The sequence below is a fragment of the Methylobacterium sp. genome (assembly GCF_019750675.1).
In the GTDB taxonomy this organism is placed as follows: Bacteria; Pseudomonadota; Alphaproteobacteria; order Rhizobiales; family Beijerinckiaceae; genus Methylobacterium.
The window spans coordinates 1-4492 of record NZ_JAIEOF010000390.1 but is presented as its reverse complement, the minus strand read 5'-3'; the positions used below and the strand labels follow the sequence as shown (position 1 = coordinate 4492).

Here is a 4492-nt window from a genome sequence, read left to right as displayed (position 1 = left end):
GGTCGGAGTGGCAGGATTTGAACCTGCGACCCCCACGTCCCGAACGTGGTGCGCTACCAGACTGCGCTACACTCCGACGAAGCCGGCCCCTGGGGCCAGCGAGGGGACGTATAGCGAGGCCGGTGCAGCGCCGCAAGCGGGTTCGTGCGGGAAATCGCGCGAGCGGGTCGGTGATCGGACAATCAGAGGGACTCGTCGTCCGACGGCAGGCGATACAGGGCGCAGGACTCTCCGCCCCGTGCGACGGCGACGGCTCCGACGGCCTGCGCGCCGAGATCGAGATGATGCAGCGACCAGTCTTGCCACCGGCTCGCATCCCGAGCCCAACTCCGGATCGTCGCCGGACCCGGTGGGAGCGTCACCTCGAAGCTGTCGAGGGGCAGGGAGAGGCCCGTGCCGAGCGCCTTCACCACGGCTTCCTTTCGGGTCCAGCAGGCGAGAAACGCCATCGTTCGCTCGGCCGCTGGTCGGCCTGCCAGGGCCGCGATCTCGCCGGCATGAAAATGCGCGCGCGCGATGGCCATCACGTCCCCGAGGGGGCGCGCTACTTCGACATCGACGCCGATCGCCACGCCGTCCGCGATGGAGACCAGCGCGTGCGCCCCGGAATGCGAGAGATTGAATTGTAGGCGCCCCCGGTCCGAGCCGCCGAGTTCAGGCTTTCCGTTCTCTGCATGGTCGAAGCACAGATCCCCGGGGTCTCGCCCCAGATATCCGGCGAGGATCCGTCGAAGGGCCAGATGGCTGCGAACGAAACGATCGCGATCCTGCAGCCGGAGGAAGCGCGCCGCTCGCCCCTGCTCGTCCGCGGACAACCAGCGCGCGCATGCCGGCGTGAGCCGGATGCCAGCGAGGTCCGCATGCCAGACGGCGGTACCGGGTTGGCCGGCGGGCTTCGCGATCTGCCATGTCTTCATGACGCGAGTCCGCGAGCCTGGGACGCGGTTCGATCAGGAGACCGACTTCCCGAGAGCCCGGACGCTCCATGCGCCCTGCAGCGACAGCAGCAAGAGGTAGATGAGTTCAGCCGAGCCGAGCGCGGCGTAGAACAAGCCGAGACCGTGATACCAAGCCAGATCGCTCGACAGAAGCGTCGCGGCGGAGGTCGTCGGAATCAGGAACGCCACCAGGAAACCGAGCACCATAGTCGCGTTCAGAGGTATGGCCTGCATCGAAAATCCGGGTCGCCTCCGAAACGATGCGGATTTCGTAGCTCAATCTTGCGCGCATTCAAAACGAAGCCCGGCAAGGTACTTGCCGGGCGATGACCATCGCGGATGCGCACCCTGTCCCAGTGTGGACCGGTAAGCCCGCGCTGGTCAGGCGTAGACGTTGCCGCCCGTTTGCGGGAAGCGCTCGGCCAGGGCGCGTCTCAGCTTTTCGAGGGCGCGGTTCTCGATCTGCCGAACACGCTCCTTCGAGATGCCAAGACGGTGCCCGAGGGCTTCCAGGGTCGCCTGATCCTCGGCCAGGCGACGCTCCTTCAGAATCCGCAACTCCCGCTCGGACAGGACCGTCAGCGCCTCGTTGAGCCAGATCAGCCGGCGCTCGCCGTCAACGGCCGCCGACACCGTCTCGTCGGGGAGGGCGGCGCCGTCCACGAGGAAATCCATGCGCTCCGAAGACGCTTCGCTCTCCTCACCCACCGGCGCGTTGAGCGACATGTCGGGCCCGGAGAGGCGGGCATCCATCAGGGCGACATCCTCGCGTGACACGCCAATGGCAGTGGCGATGCGCCGATGGATCTCATCGCCCACATGCTCCTCGGTGGACTGCATCAGGCGGGCGCGCAGGCGGCGCAGGTTGAAGAACAGGGCCTTCTGGGCCGAACTGGTGCCGCCGCGGACGATGGACCAGTTGCGCAGGATGTAATCCTGGATCGAGGCCCTGATCCACCAAGTGGCGTATGTGGAAAAACGGACCTCCCGCTCCGGCTCGAACCGGGCGGCGGCCTCCATCAGTCCCACATGCCCCTCTTGGACGAGGTCGGCCATGGGCAGGCCATAATGGCGGAAACGTCCGGCGATCGCGATGACGAGCCGCATGTGGGCCGCGATCAGGTCGTGCAGGGCGCGCTCGTCGCGCTCGTCCTTCCAGCGCACGGCAAGACCACGTTCCTCATCCCGCGCAAGGAAGGGCGCCTCCATCGCCGTGCGTATGAACTGCCGCCGGATCCCTGCGATATCCGCCATCCCCGCCTCCGCCGATATGGAACGTGTGCTCCCAGCTACGATCCCCGATGCCGAACGAACCCGGACTTCGGACCTGTACCTGGTATCGCGACAACCCGGGGGTCTCCGGGAAGGTTCCCCGATCGCGTGCGGCGCTCACGCGCACGTGAGCCCAAAAGAAAAAACCCGGCGCGACGGCGCCGGGTTCCATGAACTCAGAGTAGGGCTGGGGTGGCTCAGGCCGCCTCCTCCTGGAGATCGTCGCTCTCGCCATCGCCTTCCGCCTCTGCCTCGCCCTTCACGCGACGCGGAGACTTGGCCAGGCTCTGCTCGATGAGCTTGAGGGCCTCGGTCTCGGTGATGCGGTTCACGGACGAGATCTCACGGACGACACGGTCGAGGGCGGACTCGTAGAGCTGGCGCTCGCTGTAGGACTGCTCGGGCTGGGCCTCGGAGCGGAAGAGGTCGCGCACCACCTCGGTGACCGAGAGGAGGTCGCCCGAATTGATCTTGGCCTCGTATTCCTGCGCGCGGCGCGACCACATCGTGCGCTTGATCCGGGCGCGGCCGGTGAGGAGGTCGAGGGCCTTCTTCACGAGTTCCGGTTCGGCCAGCTTGCGCATGCCGACGCTGTTGGCCTTCGCGGTGGGGACGCGCAGGACCATCTTGTCCTTCTCGAAGGAGACCACGAACAGCTCGAGCTTGTAGCCGGCGATCTCCTGCTCCTCGATCGCCGTGATCCGGCCGACACCGTGAGCGGGGTACACGACCGCTTCGCCGGTCTTGAAGCCTTGGCGGCCTGCCGTCGTCTTCTTGGCTGTGGTCATGCGAGAAGCGCCTCCAGAACATCGCGCGGCCTTGCACGCCGCGCCGAACCCTGTAATCCGGGGTGGGTCACCCGGCTCCAGCCCCTTGTCCGAAGGGTCCGCGTCAATGACGCGCAACCAGACGGTTCCCGGGCATGCCGACGCGTCGCGCAACGAGAGATCGTTCGCCGAAGGCACCGAATGCCTCCAGCGATCGATCGCATGCGACCCCATTCCTCAACTGAGCGTGAGACCCATCAGGCGATGGTTGGAGGCAGCACGTCGAGCACGAACGACGGCAGGCGTTCTCATTAGCACAAACGCGCCGCCGAATCAAAGGATTGCCGGCAGGGCCCATCGCCGCGGGCTTCGCCTCGAGCGCGCTCCACAGCCACTTTGACGCCGATCTTGCCTGGGCTGCCTCGACCCGAGGCCGTGCCCGGCGGCAATCAGTCGCCGCTGCCGGGATTGGCCGAGAAATGCGTCGCGAACTTGTCGGCGACCCCATCCCACGTCTTGGCGTCGGCGGGCGCGTCCTTCTTCTGGGTGATGTTGGGCCAGGTGCGGGCGAAGTCCGCGTTCACCTTGAGCCATTTCTCCAGGCTCGGTTCCGTGTCGGGCTTGATCGCCTCGGCGGGGCATTCCGGCTCACAGACACCGCAATCGATGCACTCGTCCGGATGGATGACGAGCATGTTCTCGCCTTCGTAGAAGCAGTCCACCGGACAGACCTCGACGCAGTCCATGTACTTGCACTTGATGCAGTTGTCGGTGACGACGTAGGTCATGGGGCCTTCAGTCCTCGATCCGGTGAGCGCCGGGAGCGGCCGATGCCGGTCTCAGGCACGATTCGATGCACGGATCCGTTAACGCTTCGTGGCACGGGTCGGACGGCTCGGGCACAGGCGCGATCCTGGATGCCCGATCCGGGATGGGGCTGGCTCTAGCCCCTGTCCGGGAGACTGACAAGCGCGGCCTGCATGCTGTGCCGTGCGGACCCCCTGTATGTCGCACGCGGGACACGGATGGCGCGGCCTAGGCGGGGCCGTCGCCCAGGACCTCGTAGAGCGCCTGGGCCTCAGGCGCCGGGCCCCGGCGCTCGCCGAGATCCAGCACGCGAGCCGCGACGGTGGCGTGGGCCGCCGCCACGGTGACGACATCCCCAAGTCCGACCGCCGTCGCCGAGGTCTCGGCGCGCTTGCCGTTCACGCGCACATGGCCGTCCGTCACGAGACGGGCGGCGAGGGAGCGGGTTCGCGCGAAGCGCGCGAACCACAACCACTTGTCGAGACGCTGGCGCCCCGGCTTCATCGCATCTCCGGGTTCGGCCGCTCAGCGCTTGCGGTCATTTCCCGCCTCGAGCTGCGCTTTCAGCGCGGCGAGCTTCGCGAAGGGCGAATCCGGGTCCGGGGCCCGCTCGCGGCGCTGCGGACGGGGCTCGTCCCGCGGTGCGGCGCGAGGCTCGTCGCGGCGCTCCGGCCGGACGCGGCCCGGCTCGAAGCGCTCGCGCCGGGG

Annotated in this window: 7 protein-coding genes and 1 tRNA gene; all 8 read right to left on the bottom strand. The window is 67.5% G+C overall.

Annotated elements, in window-relative coordinates:
- Nucleotides 1-2: 2 nt before the first annotated feature.
- A tRNA-Pro gene (locus K2X24_RS20270) sits at nt 3-76 on the bottom strand.
- A 106-nt stretch (nt 77-182) separates the two neighbouring features.
- On the bottom strand, nt 183-917 hold the full coding sequence (locus tag K2X24_RS20265) for a 4'-phosphopantetheinyl transferase superfamily protein (RefSeq protein ID WP_292500482.1): 735 nt from the start codon (nt 915-917) through the stop codon (nt 183-185).
- A gap of 33 nt (nt 918-950) precedes the next feature.
- Nucleotides 951-1172, bottom strand: a complete 222-nt coding sequence (locus K2X24_RS20260) for a hypothetical protein (protein ID WP_292500480.1) — start codon at nt 1170-1172, stop codon at nt 951-953.
- A gap of 147 nt (nt 1173-1319) precedes the next feature.
- Complete coding sequence (locus K2X24_RS20255; protein WP_238278845.1) at nt 1320-2192, bottom strand: RNA polymerase factor sigma-32; 873 nt, start codon at nt 2190-2192, stop codon at nt 1320-1322.
- A gap of 215 nt (nt 2193-2407) precedes the next feature.
- A complete protein-coding gene (locus K2X24_RS20250) occupies nt 2408-2998 on the bottom strand; it encodes a CarD family transcriptional regulator (RefSeq protein WP_238278843.1) in 591 nt (196 codons plus the stop codon).
- A 428-nt stretch (nt 2999-3426) separates the two neighbouring features.
- The gene (fdxA, locus tag K2X24_RS20245) at nt 3427-3765 is read right to left on the bottom strand and encodes a ferredoxin FdxA (RefSeq protein ID WP_292500475.1); all 339 of its coding nucleotides are present in this window, start codon (nt 3763-3765) and stop codon (nt 3427-3429) included.
- A gap of 247 nt (nt 3766-4012) precedes the next feature.
- Nucleotides 4013-4288, bottom strand: a complete 276-nt coding sequence (locus K2X24_RS20240) for a S4 domain-containing protein (protein ID WP_238278840.1) — start codon at nt 4286-4288, stop codon at nt 4013-4015.
- A 21-nt stretch (nt 4289-4309) separates the two neighbouring features.
- Nucleotides 4310-4492 (bottom strand): hypothetical protein (locus tag K2X24_RS20235; protein WP_292500471.1); only part of this gene is annotated, 183 nt, incomplete at its 5' end.